We start from the raw sequence: 16,798 nt of genomic DNA, 5'->3' as shown, positions 1-16,798 counted from the left end.
GTTTTTAATAATATTTTTTTCTACTGAATTGCTTGCGCTTTAGTACAGATCGTATTTAAGACCAAAAGTTAAACGCTGGCTGTAATACTCCATTTGCATGGTACGATTAGCAACACCCTGGTAATAACGTAATGGCTGATTGGTGATATTGTTAAGATCTGCAAAAATTCTTAAGTTCTTATTGATCGAATAAGACATATTAAAATCTAAGAAGAATTGTTCGTCATAATAACGATCTTCAAAAGCATTACCGCCTAGTTCATCTAAATAAGCATCAGAGAAGTTTGCAGAAAGTCTTGCACTAAAACGCTTATCTGAGTAAGAAAGTGAACCATTAAACATGTTTGGCGAAGAACCTGGTAAAGACAATTCATCTTCTCTTAGATCACCATCTTCGTTTCTAATTCCGTTTGCTTCAGAATGTAAATAGGTGTAATTAAGATAAATTCCGAAGTTTTTAGCGAATCCCGGCAAGAAATTAAGTTGTCTTTGGAAAGAAACCTCAGCACCATAAACGTTGGCTTCATCCCCATTTAAAGGTTGAAAAAGATCATAACCGGTTGCATCGTCTTCACTGATATAAGTGTATACAAAATCTTCGATATCCTTATAAAAAACACCTCCTGAAAGAATTCCTACAGAATTGAAATAATACTCTGCCATAAAGTCGAAGTTCATTGAAGTTGAAGGATCCAGATCTGTATTTCCAACAGAAATTTCTTCATCTTCGTTATTTACGGCACGGTAAGGCACAAGATCGATATAATTTGGTCTTGCTAAGGTATTGGTCCAGGCAAAACGAAGTATGGTATTATTGTTCACATTATATTTTAAATGAACACTAGGTAAAATATTCGTATAATCACTTTCGTCTGTAACCGGTGTCGCTCCTTCAAAATCTCCATCTTCGTTAAAAATCAACTCATTTCCTAAACTGCTAATATTGGTCGCTTCTAAACGCACACCCGCTAAGATCGAGAAGTTTTTAGATAGGTTTTGGTTTGCCATGATGTAACCCGCATACACATTTTCTTCAGCTTCAAAATTCTCCTGAAGATATTCGTCTGGAAGATCTTCACTACCAAATTGATCTGAATTTAGATCTAAAGAACCTAAATATTCTGGTGAAGTAAAGAAGCCAGGACGGTATTGCTCACCGGCAAGAAAATCGTTTCCATCTTTTCTAATAACATCGGTCTGAGACATATTTTCAAAACCATTTTCTGGTTCATACTCAAAGAAATTATTATCTCTGTTCTTATTTTTAAAACGACCTCTAACTCCAAATTTTACGATTCCAGATCCCTGATTAAAAAAGTCTGCCGGTAACTCGAAATTCGCAAAAACATTGATGTCTTCTTCTTCGGTATATTGATACTCTTCTGTAATCTCTTTTAATTCAAAGTCTGAAGGTGAAGCCGTATTTACCGGCGTTTGTAATGGTTCTTCCGGGTTAATCCCGTTATCAACTATATATTCGGTTTCCCAGCTTATATAACGCTCGTTAGGACGTTCTTCTGAAGCTTTTGCGTAAGACCCCATCCAATCGAACTTTAGATTCCCGAATAAATGATCTCCTCCTAAAGTATAATTTTGCATACGCTGATCTTCCAATCTTCGGTTTTGGATTCTTCCTCCAGGAATACCTCCTTTGGTTTCTCTTTCAGCTTCCGCAGGAAAACGAACTAAATTCCCGTTAGTGATCGTAAAATCTCCCTGGCTGATATCCTCACCATCCAAAATCTCTGAAGCATAAGCAAAGCGATTTTCACGATCGTCACGCCAGTTGTACATCGACTTAAAGTAAAGACTATTGTTATCGTTAAAATCGTAGTTTAAGTTTGCCGAGAAACTTCTTCTAACACGTTGCACTAAGTACTTTCTAATTTCAAAAGCGCTGGCATAAGGATTTACATCCATCTCCTGCAAAATATCCTCTCCTTCTGCATCCTGCTGGCCGGTGTTATATTCAAATTCGTTAGACCATTCAGCTTCAACATTATCAGATCCAAAATCGTTATCATTAATAGATGCTGAAACCATAAAGCCGAATTTCCCATCTTTAGTACGATCTCCCACTAAGAAAGATCCGCTAAGAATTCGTTTATCGGTAATAAAGTTGATCCCAGATCCTACGGTGGCCGCAAGTCTAAAATCCTCTGGTGCAGATCTGGTTACCAGGTTTACTGATCCACCAAGTGCATCGGCATCCATATCTGGTGTTACCGCTTTGCTTACTTCGATCGTTTGGATCATATCAGACGGAATAAGATCCATCTGTACATTTCTATTATCACCTTCAGCCGAAGGTATACGGCTACCATTAAGGGTAACCGAGTTAAGTTGTGGCGCCAAACCTCTTACAATAATATTACGTGCTTCCCCCTGGTCTACCTGCATGGTAATCCCTGGAATTCGCTTTACAGCATCACCAATATTAGCATCTGGAAATTTACCAATTTGCTCTGTAGAGACGATATTGGTGATATTCGGCCTGTTTTTTTGTGCGTTTAGTGCTCGAGCCTGGGCACTTAAACCACCACCTAATAATTGCACCGTTTCTAGAGTTGTGGTCGAAGAATTTAAAACAAGATCTACATCTAAAGTTTGGTTTGATGTCACCGTAACTTCTTTATTCAAATCTTCATATCCCATATATTTTACAACCAAAGTATAAGTTCCTTCAGGAATTTCTACCAGTGTAAAATTTCCATCAAAGTCGGTTGTAGTTCCTTTATTGATCTCGGGAATCATCACTTCTGCACCAGGAACATAAATTCCGGTTTCATCTGCAATGTTACCCTTAATTGCACCTGTTTGCGCCTGCGTAAAACTGAAATTTAAAGCTACAAAAAGCGTTACAAGTAAAAGTTTAAAGTAGTTTTTTCGATTCATTATTTTGATTTTAATAATACTCCAAAACTATATATTACAAGGCTTTACCTCTAAAAAGCTATAGCAACAAAGAGTTAACAAATCATTTTTTAACAGCTACATCAAGGCAACAATTAAGATTTCTTTACATTACAGTAACCTTCTCTAAAAAGAGGCCGATTTTCTTTAAAATTGAAGCATAAAATTCACTAATTCCTGCTTTTGTTCTATAGGCAGTTTTCTTCTTAAGCGATAACGCGCTACACGAACACTATCCGGTGTTACTCTTAAAATCGCTGCAATTTCTTTTGAAGATAAATTAAGCCGAAGCAACATTGCCAATCTCAACTCGGTTGAAGATAATTTTGAAGTCGCACGCTTTGACAGCTGTTTTACAAATTGCGGGTGTATTTCCTGGAAGAAACTCATAAACTCGTCCCACTCCTGTTCTTCAGCAAGACTTTTATCCAATTCCCTGGCCAGGCTTTTAATTTTAGGAACAGGATCCATCGACGATCTGGAAGCTAGATTTTGTAATGTTGAAGAAGTCTCTGCAATCATCTTGTTCTTTTGCGCCATATTAAGACTGTATTTTGAAAGCGATGCCGTTTTTAACCGAATTTCATCCTGAAGTTTTTTCTCTTCAATTGCCTTTCGATCCAATTCTACTTTTAGCAATTTCTGTTCGTACGCCTGAAGCTTAGCCGATTCCTGTCGTTTTCTATTATAAAAGAAAAATGAAATCCCACTTAATAATAGTAAAAGTGCAACTCCAAAAATCAATAGATTTTGATTGGCTTCGCTCACTTTATTTTCCTGTTTTAATAAAGCAATCTCAGATTCCTTTTGTTTAGTATCAAAAATGGTTTGTAGCGTATTCAGCTGCCTAAAATTCTGCGAATAAAAGCCCTCTTCCTGCAATTGTTCATATATTAATCGATGATCGTAAGCTTTTTTAAATTCGCCCATTAAAGCATACAATCTCGCCAAATCTTTATGCGCACTTTCTATTTGATGATGATCCTCAAATAATTCAGCCAGCTTTAAGGCCCTATTTGTATAGATCATCGCATTTTCATAATCACCCGTTTTACGATAAACGTCTGCCAGATTATTTACTACATTAATTCGCGCTTTGTGATTAAGCTCGCTAAAAACAGTATTCGATATTGTAAAGAATTTAAGTGCTTTTTCAAACTGCTCCAGATCTTCGTAAACACTACCAATATTTTCATTCACGATCGCAATTCCCAAACGATCTTTAGCTTCAGTATAAAGTTCTAAACTCTTGTTTTGGTGATCTAAAGCTTTCAGATAATTGCCTTGCTTCTCGTAAGTGGTACCTACAAGGCTTTCGGCCAGTGCAAGTTGCTGTTTTAGATTTTTTTCTTCGGAAATATCAATGCTTCCATTTAGATATTCTCGTGATTTCGCATAATTTTTCAGGTTGATATACGAAAGACCTATCTTATTTTTAATATCTGCTTCTAGCTTAGGAAAACCACCTTCTATTATTGAAAGCGCCTGATTATACTGCTCGATCGCCTGAGTATTGATTTCGACCGAATGATAATAATCCCCAAGTTGGACGTATTTTTTGGCGATTTTCGATGTACTTCCTTCTTCAATGGCTTTATTAAGTTCTCCTTTGTATTCAAAGAACAAGGAATCGTTATACTGAATCGACGCATTTTGACTCAGCATTAGGTTAAACATTAAAAGAAAGAAGAGTGAGAGAAGAGCTTTCATAAAACAACTTTAGAAAACCTGAAATATACTCTCTGAAATTAAAGTTATAGTTAGCTATTTATTATAAAACTGTAAAATTGATTATCAAATCCTCCAAAATAACTGATAAACAGCATCGCACCATATTTTCTTTTATCTTTAAGTACAGTTAAATAGTAACCATCAAAACAAAAGCATGAAAAAATCACTACTTCTGCTCCTCTTGCTTTGTTCTATTTTCAGTTTCGCACAAGAATCTATTATAGGATTCTCTAAAGAAAGTGCTGAAAAACAAATAGAATTAGAAAGTAAGTATGAAGCAAAACTTAAAACAACGAACCTGGATGAATGGATGCAAAAGCTTGCCGCCAGACCTCATTGGGTAGGCACCGAATTTGGAAAAGAAAATGTAGACTGGATCGCTGATAAATTTAAAAGCTGGGGCTACAAGACCAAAATCGAAGAATATCAGGTGCTTTTCCCCTATCCAAAAGTCAGACTTTTAGAAATGACTGCACCTGAAGTTTACAAAGCAAAATTAGAAGCTAAAGCAGTAGAAGGTGATCCTTATACTGCCCAGGCCGATGAACTTCTGCCAAGCTACAATGCATTCTCTACCGATGGAGATGTAGAAGCCGAACTGGTTTTTGTTAATTATGGTGTTCCTAAAGATTATGAGGAATTAGAAAAACTAGGGATCGATGTTAAAGGTAAAATTGTTATTGCAAAATATTATGGTTCCTGGCGTGGTATAAAACCAAAACTTGCCGCTGAAAAAGGCGCAATTGGATGCATAATTTATTCAGATCCCAAGGATGACGGTTATTATCGTGGTGACGTTTATCCAAAAGGTGCTTTTAAAAATAAAACCGGTGTACAACGTGGTTCTGTAATGGATATGCCTACCTATCCCGGTGATGTACTTACACCAGGCTACGCAGCTACAAAAAATGCAGAGCGGCTGGATCGCAGTGAAGCAAAAACGATCACCAAAATTCCTGTTCTTCCAATTTCTTATGAGGATGCTCAGCCGCTTCTTGAAGCTCTAGAGGGAAAAAATGCTCCGGAATCCTGGAGAGGTGCATTACCAATAACTTATAAAATTGGGCCCGGGCCGGCTAAAGTTCATTTAAAATTAGATTTTGATTGGAAATTAGTACCTGCATACAATGTAATCGCTACTTTAAAAGGAGAGGAATTCCCAGACGAATGGGTGCTTAGAGGAAATCATCACGATGCCTGGGTTCATGGGGCCAATGATCCTATTAGCGGATTGGTTGCTCTAATGGAAGAAGCCAGGGCTGTTGGCGCATTAGCTAAAAATGGAAATAAACCTAAACGTAGCATTGTCTATTGCGCATGGGATGCTGAAGAACCAGGATTAATTGGCTCTACAGAATGGGTTGAAGATCACATTAAAGAACTGCAGGAGAAAGCAGTAATCTATATTAATACAGACGGAAACGGAAGAGGCTTCTTAAATGTTGGCGGTTCGCATTCTCTGGAAGCCATGGTGGCTGAAGTTGCAAAAGCGGTTGAAGATCCACAAACTGAAGTATCGGTTTCAGAACGTAGTTTGGCTAGAAAAGTATTAAATGGTGGTGAAAACTCATTCCAACTGTATGCTTTAGGTTCTGGTTCAGATTACACACCTTTTATTCAGCATGCTGGTATTCCTTCTTTAAATCTTGGTTTTGGTGGCGAAAATGCAGGCGGAGAATATCATACGATCTACGACACTTATCCGCACTACAAACGCTTTAAAGATCCTAAATTTGAATATGGAGTAGCTCTGGCAAACACTGCAGGAAGAATCACTTTACGATTTGCCAATGCTGAGGTTTTACCAATGAAATTTAAGCCATGGTTCAAGACGATAAAAGATTATGTTGAAGAAATTCATACAAACCTAGACGAAATGCGCAAGGAAACTAAAACACATAATAAACTGGTAGAAAACGATATTTATCAATTAACTGCAGATCCTACAAAAGAGATCATTATTCCGAAGAAAAAAGAAATAGTGCCTTTCGTAGATTTTTCAGTATTACAAAATGCATTGACTAATCTTGAAGCGACTATACATGAATTTTCAGCAATAAAACTTGAGAACTTAAATGATAATAAGAAGGAAGAATTGAATGCTATATTGCAGAAAACAGAGCAACAATTTATTACTGATGAAGGATTGCCTAGACGGCCATGGTTTAAGCACCAGCTATATGCCCCAGGATTTTACACCGGCTACGGAGTTAAAACCTTACCCGGGATTCGAGAAGCTCTAGAGCAACGTAATTGGGAAGAAGCAAACGATCAGATGACGATATTAGCCAAAACATTAAATGATTTTGATGAGTATTTGCAGAATGCTATTTCTAAAATCGAATCGTAAATTATATAATATTAGTAAACTATTATTAGGCAAGCCTCTGGGAATTACAACCATTGGCGACACCAATAAAAAAGCCTTTCAGGAAATTCTGAAAGGCTTTTTTATATTGTAATTCTACTAAATTTCTTAAGCCTCGAAAGGAACTACAGAAACGTAAGACTTATTGTCTTTCTTTTTAGTGAATTTTACTAGACCGTCAATTTTAGCGTGTAAAGTGTGATCTTTACCAGCGTAAACATTTTCACCAGGATTGTGAGCAGTACCTCTTTGTCTTACAATGATGTTACCTGCTATCGCAGCCTGACCTCCGAATATCTTCACTCCAAGACGTTTCGATTCTGACTCTCTACCGTTCTTGGAACTACCAACTCCTTTTTTATGTGCCATGTTATTGGGTTTTTAGTAAGTTAATAATTTAGCTTAAAGCTTCGATTAATTCAGCTTTTTTCATTGAAGAATAACCTTCAATTCCTTTTTCTTTAGCCATTTCTTTAAGCTCAGCTACTGTGTGCTTGCTTAAATCGCTATCAGCTTTTTTCTCTTCTTTCTTTTCAGCTTTGCTTTCAGAAGCTTTTTTACCACCTTTTGCAGTGATACTTTCGATTACGATCTCTGTTAAATACTGGCGGTGACCATTTTTAACTTTGTAACCTTTACGTCTTTTCTTTTTGAAAACAATTACTTTGTCTCCTTTAAGGTGACGATTAATCTTTGCTCCTACTAGAGCACCTTCTATAGCCGGGGCGCCAACAGTAATGTTGTCTCCATCTCCTGTAAGAAGAACTTTATCGAAAGAAACGCTGTCTCCTTCTTCTCCTTGTAGACGGTGTACAAACACTTTCTGGTCTTTCGCAACTTTAAATTGCTGCCCTGCTATCTCTACAATTGCGTACATAGTGTCCTGTTAATTAATTACTTTCTAATTAAATATAGTTTCGCTTCTTCACAAAGCGGGTGCAAATATACTTCTAAATAATTAATTAGCAAAGGCTTCAGCAAAAATTGAATATTTTTTCTTACTCCCTTTTATAAGGTATGTTTTTGCCCTTCCTGCGTGTTCCAACTCTTTTTAAACAATTGCATAAACGCAAGCGTTAGTGCAAAAGTCGTAGCTGCTCCCATTGCATAAACTGTAAAAAGAACAACACCAAGACCTACCTGATACTGGCTTCTCCACATTGTAACAAATTCATCCAAAAAGTCTGGATTTAGTTCACTAGCATAAATTCCGAAGAAAATAGTAAAAAGTGTGGTACCTATAAAACCTGTGATAAGACCGGTTGTAAAACCTTCACCGTATTTGAATAAACCAGAATCGTTGTTTCTTTTCGCTTTTATGGCAGACCATAATCCAAATCCAACAATAAGACCATTCACAAAGCTAAATAAGGGATTAGTGTGTAGACCAACTAACGATAATGCCAGGAAATAAACTATTAGTCCCACAGCGATCATAACTCCAAATTTTGCGGCTATACCTATATTTTTCATAATATCTGTTTTACTGTGAAGTTCATAAAAAACAATGAAAAAGTATTCTAATAGCTTGTTAATTAGGATATTTAAAGAGTTTCTGTTAAAGAATTACCAAAATTTATTGTTTTGGGACGTAACAAAATTGTAACTTGACATACTAATTATTCGCATAACGATAAACTATACACAATGATTAACAAACTAAAGCTGGCCGCTGGCGCTCTGCTACTAAGCGCTGTTGGCTTTGCCCAGGAAGTTGAGTACACAGAATATGATCTCGACAACGGGCTACATGTAATTTTACACCAGGACAACTCGGCTCCTGTAGTAACCACATCTGTAATGTATCACGTAGGTGGTAAAGATCGTGAAGATGGCCGAACCGGATTTGCTCACTTTTTTGAACATCTTTTATTTGAAGGAACCGAGAATATTGAAAGAGGAAAATGGTTCGAGATTGTAAGTTCGCACGGTGGTAATAACAATGCAAGTACTTCACAGGATCGTACATATTATTATGAAACTTTCCCTTCTAACAATTTAGAGTTAGGACTATGGATGGAGTCTGAAAGAATGATGCACCCTGTAATTGGACAGGAAGGTGTAGACACACAAAACGAAGTGGTAAAAGAAGAAAGAAGAATGCGATATGACAATTCTCCTTACGGAAATCTTCTTTATGCCGTACAAAAAAACATGTTCGAAAAACACCCGTATAAAGATCCAAACGTAGGCTACATGGAAGATCTTGACGCGGCCAAATTAGATGAATTTCAAGCATATTTTGAAAAATATTATGTTCCTAATAATGCGGTTCTTGTCGTAGCCGGAGATATCGATGTTAAAGAAACCAAAGACATGATCGAAGATTACTTTGGCCCAATCGAAGCTGGTGAAGAAGTAACAAGAGATTATCCAAAAGAAGAGCCTATTACTGAAGCTGTTCATGCTGAATTTTATGATTCTAACATCCAGATCCCAATGGCGATCACCGGGTATAGAACACCAGAATTTGGAAATAAAGATTCTTATGTTCTTAACATGATCTCTACTTACTTAAGTGATGGTAAAAGCTCTAAACTGTACAAAAAGTTAGTAGACGAGCAAAATATCGCTTTACAGGTTGGTGCTTTTAACTTAGAGCAGGAAGATTACGGGATGTACCTGGTATATTCTTTACCACAAGGTGAAACCAGTCTTGATAGCATTAATACAGAGATAGAAGAAGAGATCACTAAACTTAGAAATGAGCTAATTTCTGAAAAAGATTTCGAAAAACTTCAAAACAAAGCTGAAAACAGTTACGTAAATTCCAATTCGAGCATTGCAGGTATTGCAAATTCTCTAGCCAGAAACTATCTTCTTTACGACAATACCAGTCTAATAAATGAAGAGATCGATATTTACAGAAATATCACCAGAGAGGATATTAAAGAGGTGGCTAACAAATACCTGAAGCCAAACCAGAGAGTGATCATCGATTACCTACCAGAAGAAAAGGAAGCGGAATAACATCAAATTAGACAAAAATGAATAAAAATATAATAGCAGTTGCAGTATTTCTTTTGGGAGCTGTAGGACTAAATGCTCAGGTTGACCGTAGTACCATGCCAGAGCCGGGACCAGCGCCAAAAGTAAAAGTAGAAGAGCCAGAAACCTTCGAACTTAAGAACGGTTTAACCGTGATGTTGGTAGAAAACCATAAACTACCAAGAGTTGCCATGTCTCTTAGGTTTGACAACCCACCGCATTCTGAAGGTAATAAAACCGGAGTAAGTGGTGTAATGGGAGAACTTTTAGGACAAGGCACCACCAATATGCCTAAAGATGAATTTAATGAAAGAGTAGACTATTTAGGAGCTAGACTTAACATTTATTCAGGAGGAGCTTCAGCAAATACACTTTCTAAATATTTCCCGGAAATTCTTCATTTAATGGCAGACGGGGTTATTAATCCTAAGTTTACCGAAGAGGAATTCGATAAAACTATCGCTCGTACCAAAGATTATTTAAAAAGTAACGAGAAAGATGTAGCTTACAATGCAAGTAGAGTACGCTCAGCTTTAGCATATGGAAAAGACCATCCTTACGGAGAATTCGAAACTCAGGAAACTATAGGAAATCTTAGCCTTTCAGATGTTAAGAATTATTACCAAACCTGGTTTTCTCCTGCAAACGCCTACCTTGTTATCGTTGGTGATGTAGAGAAAAAAGAAGTAAAAGACCTGGTAAAGAAAGAGTTTGCTGATTGGAAAAAAACAGCAATTCCTGAAGTTAATATTCCTGAAGTTAAAAATGTAGAACAAACCGAAATCGACTTTGTAGATATGCCAAACGCTGTACAAAGTGAGATCGCTTTAGTTAATACGATCAACTTACAGAAAAATCAGGAAGATTATTTTCCTGTAATGGTAGCTAACAAGATCTTAGGTGGCGGTGGTGAAGCTCGTCTTTTCCTTAACTTAAGAGAAGATAAAGGATATACTTACGGGGCATATTCAAGAACCGGAAACGACAAGCATGCTGCAACTTTCGTAGCAAGCGCAAGTGTTCGTAACGAAGTGACCGATAGCTCTGTAGTTGCATTTTTAGATGAGATCTATAAAATTAGAAATGAAAAGGTTTCTAAAGCTGAATTGGCAAATGCTAAAGCAAAACTTACCGGAGATTTTGTACTTAGTTTAGAGCAACCTTCGACTATCGCAGGTTTTGCAATGGAAATCGAAACTGAAGATCTGGATGAAGACTTCTATAAAGAATATCTTGAAAATATCGACGATGTTACTTTAGAAGATGTTCAAAGAGTAGCGAAGAAATATTTCCTTGCAGATCAATCTAGGATTGTTATTGCAGGTAAAGGAAGTGAAGTTGCTGATAAACTGGAAAACATGCAGTATAAAGGCAAATCTTTCCCTGTAAAATATTACAGTAAATACGGTGAAGAAATCGAAAAGCCAGATTATAACAAAGCTTTAGATCCTTCGGTTACTGTAGAAACTGTTTATTCAGATTATATAGATGCTATTGGTGGCGCAGAAGCAGCAAAAGCTATAAACACCATAGCTTTCACTGCAACTACTTCTATCCAAGGACAGGAACTGAGTTTAGAACAACGAAAAAGCAGTGCCGGAAAATTCTATCAAACTGTTGCCGTTTCTGGAAATGTTATGCAAAAGCAGGTTTATAATGGCGAATCTGGATATATGGAAGTACAGGGGCAAAAAATGCCAATGAACGAAGAGCAGGTGAAAGCCGTAGCTGTAGAGGCGAATACTTTTCCAGAACTTAATGTAAGCGAAGATGCTAAAGTAACCGGAATTGAAAACGTCGATGGTAGTGATGCTTACGCAGTAAAAGTAAATGAAAGCACTACAAATTATTATGATGTAGAAAGCGGACTAAAAGTTAAAACACTTACTACCGTTTCGCAAATGGGACAAACCATGAGCATTCCAACAACTTACAGTGATTACCAGGAAGTTGAAGGATTAAAAATGCCATTTACAATCTCTCAAAGCATGGGACCACAGTCTTTTGATCTTAAAGTTCAGGAGTATAAAATTAATGAAGGAGTAGAAGATTCAGATTTTGAATAATTTCGCTTAGTTATTATTAGATAATGTTAGATCAAAGCCGGCTTTTTTAAGTCGGCTTTTTTATGCTAGTCTATTTTTTCTTTTTATTGAAATAGCCTTTGCGCGATTCACGATCAAAACACCAATAATTACCAGCATCGCGAAAAACAACTGGTTTAAGCTAAAAACCTCATCATCCAAAACGCCCCAACCGAGAGCAATGATCGGCATCGTGTAGGTAACAGAACTCGTAAAAACAGGATTGGTAATTTGTACCAGGCGATTAAACAAGATCATCGCCACACCGGTTCCTAAAACACCCAAAATCGCTATAAAACCGACAGATTTTTGCAATTCTATATTCGTAAGATCTTCAGTGAAAAATCCAGACCAGATCAAAATTAAAAATGCCGGAACCAATAAGACCGCGAAACAACCAGAAGTTACCGCAACAGCCGGAATTCCGCTTAAATACTTTTTTAAGAGATTCACATTTACCGCGTAACAAACAGCCGCTAAAACACCCAATATCGAATATAGATAGTTCTCATTTCCATTAAAACTAGCATTACTTAAAATTAATCCGGCGGTTCCTATCAATCCCACAATAACACCAATGGCTTTATTGCTATTCATTTTATCCTGAAAGAACATAAACACCCAAAATTAGCGTCATAAGCGGAGTTACCGCATTTAAAATTGAAGCTATCCCGCTACTAATTTTGGTTTCAGCAAAAGCAAAAAGAAAAATAGGAAAGAAAGAACCTACAAAACCAGAAACAACGATCCATTTCCATTGTGCTGACTTCAGTTTAATAATCTTTCTAAAACCTACAAGGATTAAAAATAAGGCTGCAAAAATGACTCTAAAAGCACCAACCTGAAGTGGCGATAAACCTATTAGTCCTTTTTTGATAAGAATAAAAGAGCTTCCCCAAATTAAAGAGAGCACAAAAAGATAGATCCATTTAGTTTTTCCTGCCGCCATAGCCTTGAAATTTTGCGGCAAAAATCATAATTCTATATTAGAATCGGCATCTAAAATTTAAAAAAATTATTGCCAGCGAATGCTTTCCATTAAGCGTCTCATATCCTGCATTATATATTTTGCGGCCGGATAAATAGAATCGTAATTAGGTTGCGTATTAAAATACACTGATCCTGTTAAGAAATGTTTGGTACTATCTGTAATATAAAATTGTGCTTGCGATGCTGCATCACCCTGCAATTCGTAAAACATACCGTAAGCTTTATGAAGATCGTTAGTGTAGATATCTCCTTCTATAGCATCTGCTTTTATAGTATGCTCTAAAGGTAATTTTTGAGCATCTCTTAGTAAAGAATCGAGATTATTGGAGACTGGTTGATATGTAATAAATATAGATCCTTTTAAAAGCGGGTAATCCAGATTGATCCAACAGCCATTTCTACTTTTAGAAGGAACAACTTCAGCTAATTGGTTCTTTTCAAAAGTGTAAGGACAATCTAAATTTATTGGTCGATACTCTGGCTTTGGATAATTTAAAGCAAGCATCGCTTTAGGCTTAGGCTGAACCTCGTTTCCGCAGGAAACCATAAAACCAAAAATTATAAATACCACAACATATCCTAAATACCTCATGCAGGCAAGATCGTCAATTTAATTTGCTTAATACGTCTATCGTCGACTGCTTCGACTTTAAAATTATAATTCCCGAAATTAATAATTTCGTTCTGCTGAGGAAAATCTCCAGAAATTTCCAGCAGAAATCCGGCTAGTGTTTCCGCTTCACCTTTATTATCTTCAAACAAAGAAGGATCTTCTAACTTAATAATCTTATAAAAATCTTTAAGCGGAGTTCGGCCTTCAAAAACAAAGTTCAATTCATCTAATTTCGAATAAATAAGATCTTCATCATCAAACTCATCACTTATATCTCCTACGATCTCTTCGATAATATCTTCTAAAGTGATCAATCCACTGGTACCACCATATTCGTCTACCACAATGGCAAGGTGATTTTTCTTTTCTTTAAATTCATTTAAAAGATCATCGAGTTTCTTGTTTTCAGGCACAAAATATGGCTCTCTTAAAAGAGAAGTCCACTCAAAATCCTTTTCATCAATATAAGGCAATAGATCCTTGATATATAAAATACCGGTTACATTATCGATATTTTCCTTATAAACAGGAATTCTGGAATATCCATTTTCGATAATTACGGGTATAATTTCTTCGTAATTATCTTCGTCACTCAAAGCAAAAACATCCATTCTTGGTCGCATTACCTGCTTGGTGTCTGTATTCCCAAAAGAGACAATTCCTTTTAATATTTTTTGCTCTTCTTTGGTCGTATCCTCTTCGCTGGTAAGCTCTAAGGCTTGCGAAAGATGATCTATACTTATAAAAGAACGTTGCTTCCCTAACTTCTCGTGTAAGAACAGGGTTACAGATCGCATTGGCGTGCTTAAAGGCGAAAACAATGAATCTAAAAAGTTCACCGGTTGCGCCATAAAATTAGAAAACTGCACATTGTTTCGGCTGGCATAAACCTTTGGCAGGATTTCTCCAAAAAGAAGAATTAAAAAAGTAACAACACCAACTTCGAAAATCAGCTTAAGGTTTAAGCCAAAAACGACAACATCTAAACCGCTGAATAATTGATCTGAAACCGAATCAAAAAGTAGTACAATCGCAATATTAATAAAATTATTGGCAACTAAAATTGTAGCAAGAAGCTTCTTAGGCTTCTCTAATAATTTAATAACGATCTCCTGCGATTTTGTTCTTTTATTACCATCCTCGGTCATAAAATCTGCCGGAGTTAAAGAAAAGAATGCAACCTCTGCACCAGAGATCATGGCAGAGCATAACAAAAGCAGCAATAAAAATATGAAGCTTATTACCTGGGTATAATCAAACGCGGCCCATAAAATTATACTGGGGGGTTCTGGATCCAAATGCAATAAATTTAGTTAGACTTAAAATGGTAAATCATCCTCTTCCTCATCATTACCATTGAATGGCTGACTGGCAAAATTATTATTATTTCCCGAATAACCAGAATTACTGTTAGCGTTATTGTTTGCGCTATTTCCCGGGTAATTCGAGTTATTTTGTGTGTTCTGAGAGTTAGAAGCATTTTGCGAGTTATAATTCCCGCCATTGCTCTCTCCTTTAGGGGTTAAAAATGTAAACTCTGTACATTGAATTTCGGTAGAATAACGCTCCATTCCCTTATCATCTGTCCATTTACGAGTTTTAATTCTCCCTTCTATATAAACCTTATCTCCTTTTTTAAGGTATTTCTCACAAATTTCAGCGGCCTTATTTCGCACAACAACATTATGCCATTCTGTGTTATTTACTCGTTCTCCACTGGTTCTATTGGTGTAAACCTCGTTAGTTGCTAACGGAAAACGGCCAATCGAGCCACCGCCTTCAAAATAATGCATCTTTACATCATCCCCGGTGTGTCCTATAAGCATTACTTTGTTTAGCGTCCCTGTCATAAATATTTGTCTTTGATTTGTTTAAAACTTGTCTTTCTAAAATACAGAAAAAATCAATCTAATTTAAACTGAATTCTAATAAAATTGAAAAACGACAAAATTACAAGTTTTCTATGTCAATCTCGTTAAGAAAATTCTGAATTAACACCGGCACCGGATATTCCTTTACTTTTTCTGCGGAAATTCCCTCCTGCGGAAGCTTTTTAGCCTCTACAAGCCAGAAACGAGCATAAATATGTTGATGTGACAACTTATGAACAATCGCCTGATCATTATAAAGACTTACTGAAACATTATTTGCTTCAGTTAATTGCTGAAATTCGTTATTTTCTTCAATCATTTTTGCCTCTAGAGTATCACCTGCAGTTTCAATTAAAGGAAACTCGTATAACCCATGCCAAATACCCTTGCCTTTTCGTTGCTGAAGTAAGGTTTTATTTTCTTCCGAAGAAAACACCAGATAATTGAAATATCGCTTTTTGATCTTTCCCTTCTTAATTTTTACCGGCAAATCACCAATCTTAGATTCCTTAAGCGCCAAACAGCTATTATTAAAAGGACAGCTTTCACAAAGCGGATTTTTAGGTTTGCACTGCAGCGCACCAAATTCCATTAAAGCCTGATTAAAGTTTGATGGTTCTTTTTTATCCAAAAGTTCCATCGCTAAATCTTTAAATTCTTTAACACCATCTGTACTATTAATAGGAGTGTCTATATTAAAGTATCGCGAAAGTACCCGGTAAACATTTCCATCTACCACCGCAACAGGTTCGTTATAACTTATCGATGCAATCGCGCTGGCAGTATAATCACCTACTCCTTTTAGTTTTAGCAATCCTTTATAATCTTTAGGGAATTCCCCATTAAGCTCGTACGCCACATGTTTCGCGGTAGCATGCAAATTTCTAGCTCTTGAGTAATATCCCAATCCCTGCCATAACTTCATCACTTTATCCTGCGAAGCATCTGCAAGATCAAAAACACTTGGAAATTCTTCTATAAATTTCTTATAATAAGGTAATCCCTGCTCTATTCGCGTTTGCTGAAGCATAATTTCACTAAGCCAAATATTGTAAGGATTAGTGGTTTCTCGCCAGGGCAGATCACGTTTAGATTTTAAGTACCAGTTAATCAAAGTTTTAGAAAAATTCATAATTTAAAATGTCTTGGCGCAATATAAATTGTTTATTCCGTTATTATTTAATGATTTAGGTTTGAAATATTGAATATATAATTCTTATATTTGCCCCCTTGAAAATTA

At 36.4% G+C, this 16,798-nt stretch carries 14 protein-coding genes; 3 read left to right on the top strand and 11 right to left on the bottom strand.

The genetic code is table 11. From position 1 onward, the window contains the following. Nucleotides 1–39 precede the first annotated feature (39 nt). Both BM201_RS04045 and BM201_RS04040 read right to left on the bottom strand, forming a co-directional pair. The gene (locus tag BM201_RS04045; protein WP_175486972.1) at nt 40–2,895 is read right to left on the bottom strand and encodes a TonB-dependent receptor; all 2,856 of its coding nucleotides are present in this window, start codon (nt 2,893–2,895) and stop codon (nt 40–42) included. A gap of 165 nt (nt 2,896–3,060) precedes the next feature. Continuing rightward, nucleotides 3,061–4,623, bottom strand: a complete 1,563-nt coding sequence (locus BM201_RS04040; protein ID WP_092540081.1) for a tetratricopeptide repeat protein — start codon at nt 4,621–4,623, stop codon at nt 3,061–3,063. 175 nt (nt 4,624–4,798) lie between these two features. Here BM201_RS04040 and BM201_RS04035 point away from each other — a divergent pair, with 175 nt between their 5' ends. Beyond that, nucleotides 4,799–6,994: a M28 family metallopeptidase gene (locus BM201_RS04035; protein WP_092540080.1), complete on the top strand. Its 2,196-nt coding sequence runs from the start codon at nt 4,799–4,801 to the stop codon at nt 6,992–6,994. A 126-nt stretch (nt 6,995–7,120) separates the two neighbouring features. Here BM201_RS04035 and rpmA read toward each other — a convergent pair whose 3' ends face one another. The 3 genes from rpmA to BM201_RS04020 all read right to left on the bottom strand — a co-directional run bounded on the left by rpmA (nt 7,121) and on the right by BM201_RS04020 (nt 8,485). After that, the gene (gene rpmA, locus BM201_RS04030; RefSeq protein ID WP_092540079.1) at nt 7,121–7,381 is read right to left on the bottom strand and encodes a 50S ribosomal protein L27; all 261 of its coding nucleotides are present in this window, start codon (nt 7,379–7,381) and stop codon (nt 7,121–7,123) included. A gap of 28 nt (nt 7,382–7,409) precedes the next feature. Further along, complete coding sequence (rplU, locus tag BM201_RS04025) at nt 7,410–7,889, bottom strand: 50S ribosomal protein L21 (RefSeq protein ID WP_092540078.1); 480 nt, start codon at nt 7,887–7,889, stop codon at nt 7,410–7,412. Nucleotides 7,890–8,020: 131 nt separating this feature from the next. Next, entirely contained in the window at nt 8,021–8,485 is a 465-nt protein-coding gene (locus BM201_RS04020) for a DUF4199 domain-containing protein (protein ID WP_092540077.1), read from the bottom strand. Between the two features lie 174 nt (nt 8,486–8,659). On the opposite strand from BM201_RS04020, the gene BM201_RS04015 reads away from it, so the two are divergent. Together BM201_RS04015 and BM201_RS04010 are read left to right on the top strand one after the other, a co-directional pair. Beyond that, nucleotides 8,660–9,982 (top strand): M16 family metallopeptidase, encoded by a 1,323-nt coding sequence (locus BM201_RS04015; RefSeq protein WP_092540076.1) that lies wholly within the window; start codon nt 8,660–8,662, stop codon nt 9,980–9,982. A 17-nt stretch (nt 9,983–9,999) separates the two neighbouring features. Further along, the gene (locus BM201_RS04010; RefSeq protein WP_092540075.1) at nt 10,000–12,066 is read left to right on the top strand and encodes a M16 family metallopeptidase; all 2,067 of its coding nucleotides are present in this window, start codon (nt 10,000–10,002) and stop codon (nt 12,064–12,066) included. Between the two features lie 60 nt (nt 12,067–12,126). On the opposite strand, the gene BM201_RS18320 is transcribed toward BM201_RS04010, so the two are convergent. The 6 genes from BM201_RS18320 to mutY form a co-directional block, all read right to left on the bottom strand. Next, nucleotides 12,127–12,681: a DMT family transporter gene (locus BM201_RS18320; protein WP_317039137.1), complete on the bottom strand. Its 555-nt coding sequence runs from the start codon at nt 12,679–12,681 to the stop codon at nt 12,127–12,129. Between the two features lies 1 nt (nt 12,682). Then, nucleotides 12,683–13,033, bottom strand: a complete 351-nt coding sequence (locus BM201_RS18315) for a DMT family transporter (RefSeq protein WP_317039136.1) — start codon at nt 13,031–13,033, stop codon at nt 12,683–12,685. Between the two features lie 66 nt (nt 13,034–13,099). Beyond that, on the bottom strand, nt 13,100–13,666 hold the full coding sequence (gene gldD / locus BM201_RS04000; protein WP_092540074.1) for a gliding motility lipoprotein GldD: 567 nt from the start codon (nt 13,664–13,666) through the stop codon (nt 13,100–13,102). Next, on the bottom strand, nt 13,663–14,985 hold the full coding sequence (locus BM201_RS03995; RefSeq protein WP_092540073.1) for a gliding motility-associated protein GldE: 1,323 nt from the start codon (nt 14,983–14,985) through the stop codon (nt 13,663–13,665). Before BM201_RS03995 ends, gldD begins: the two co-directional genes overlap by 4 nt. 21 nt (nt 14,986–15,006) lie before the next feature. Further along, nucleotides 15,007–15,537, bottom strand: a complete 531-nt coding sequence (locus BM201_RS03990; RefSeq protein WP_092540072.1) for a single-stranded DNA-binding protein — start codon at nt 15,535–15,537, stop codon at nt 15,007–15,009. Nucleotides 15,538–15,637: 100 nt separating this feature from the next. After that, the gene (gene mutY / locus BM201_RS03985; RefSeq protein WP_092540071.1) at nt 15,638–16,690 is read right to left on the bottom strand and encodes an A/G-specific adenine glycosylase; all 1,053 of its coding nucleotides are present in this window, start codon (nt 16,688–16,690) and stop codon (nt 15,638–15,640) included. Nucleotides 16,691–16,798: the final 108 nt, after the last annotated feature.

The organism is Zunongwangia mangrovi (assembly GCF_900112105.1).
In the GTDB taxonomy this organism is placed as follows: domain Bacteria; phylum Bacteroidota; class Bacteroidia; order Flavobacteriales; family Flavobacteriaceae; genus Zunongwangia; species Zunongwangia mangrovi.
Note: the sequence above shows the minus strand (reverse complement) of the source record. Positions and strands in the feature narration are given on the sequence as shown.

Excerpts from the sequence above, each read along its gene's own strand:
- mutY (WP_092540071.1), bottom strand. The coding sequence starts at position 16,690 with ATGAATTTTTCTAAAACTTTGATTAACTGGTACTTAAAATCTAAACGT.
- BM201_RS03990 (WP_092540072.1), bottom strand. The coding sequence starts at position 15,537 with ATGACAGGGACGCTAAACAAAGTAATGCTTATAGGACACACCGGGGAT.
- BM201_RS04015 (WP_092540076.1), top strand. The coding sequence starts at position 8,660 with ATGATTAACAAACTAAAGCTGGCCGCTGGCGCTCTGCTACTAAGCGCT.
- BM201_RS18320 (WP_317039137.1), bottom strand. The coding sequence starts at position 12,681 with ATGAATAGCAATAAAGCCATTGGTGTTATTGTGGGATTGATAGGAACC.
- gldD (WP_092540074.1), bottom strand. The coding sequence starts at position 13,666 with ATGAGGTATTTAGGATATGTTGTGGTATTTATAATTTTTGGTTTTATG.
- BM201_RS18315 (WP_317039136.1), bottom strand. The coding sequence starts at position 13,033 with ATGGCGGCAGGAAAAACTAAATGGATCTATCTTTTTGTGCTCTCTTTA.
- BM201_RS04035 (WP_092540080.1), top strand. The coding sequence starts at position 4,799 with ATGAAAAAATCACTACTTCTGCTCCTCTTGCTTTGTTCTATTTTCAGT.
- BM201_RS04010 (WP_092540075.1), top strand. The coding sequence starts at position 10,000 with ATGAATAAAAATATAATAGCAGTTGCAGTATTTCTTTTGGGAGCTGTA.
- rpmA (WP_092540079.1), bottom strand. The coding sequence starts at position 7,381 with ATGGCACATAAAAAAGGAGTTGGTAGTTCCAAGAACGGTAGAGAGTCA.
- BM201_RS04045 (WP_175486972.1), bottom strand. The coding sequence starts at position 2,895 with ATGAATCGAAAAAACTACTTTAAACTTTTACTTGTAACGCTTTTTGTA.
- BM201_RS04020 (WP_092540077.1), bottom strand. The coding sequence starts at position 8,485 with ATGAAAAATATAGGTATAGCCGCAAAATTTGGAGTTATGATCGCTGTG.
- BM201_RS04040 (WP_092540081.1), bottom strand. The coding sequence starts at position 4,623 with ATGAAAGCTCTTCTCTCACTCTTCTTTCTTTTAATGTTTAACCTAATG.
- rplU (WP_092540078.1), bottom strand. The coding sequence starts at position 7,889 with ATGTACGCAATTGTAGAGATAGCAGGGCAGCAATTTAAAGTTGCGAAA.